This window comes from Corynebacterium sp. UMB8791 (assembly GCF_054166365.1).
This window is the reverse complement of sequence record NZ_JBSZCG010000045.1, coordinates 1-336: the sequence shown is the minus strand read 5'-3', so window position 1 is coordinate 336 and position 336 is coordinate 1. Positions and strand designations below refer to the sequence as shown.

The following is a 336-nucleotide window of genomic DNA, read 5'->3' as shown; positions in this document are numbered from 1 at the left end:
GAGGGCCGCCCACATTGGATGTGGTTTTGGATGGGCATTGCCCTCGTCTTCGATGGTGTCGAAGGCAATATTGCGCTTAATCATCACTTCAAGTAAGTCGTCCCGTGGTTTAAAGGCTCAGTGGGGGACAATATCGTCGACTATCTCACCTGGACCGCCATACCCGCGGCTTTCATGGTTATGTATCTGCCGCTGGGGCCACGGCCGTTGGCGATTGCCCTGATCATTTTGGTCCTGGTGTCGTCGATGTTCTGCTATGCCAACGAAGCCGCCAAGTCCGGCGACTACTACTTCGTTGGTTTCCCCGCCGCGTGGAATATCGTGGCGGTCTTGCTG

At 55.7% G+C, this 336-nt stretch carries 1 pseudogene; it reads left to right on the top strand.

The annotated features are described in order from the left end of the window. Positions 1-120: 120 nt before the first annotated feature. Positions 121-336, top strand: a pseudogene (locus ACXIUA_RS01245) (CDP-alcohol phosphatidyltransferase family protein); the annotation flags it as partial.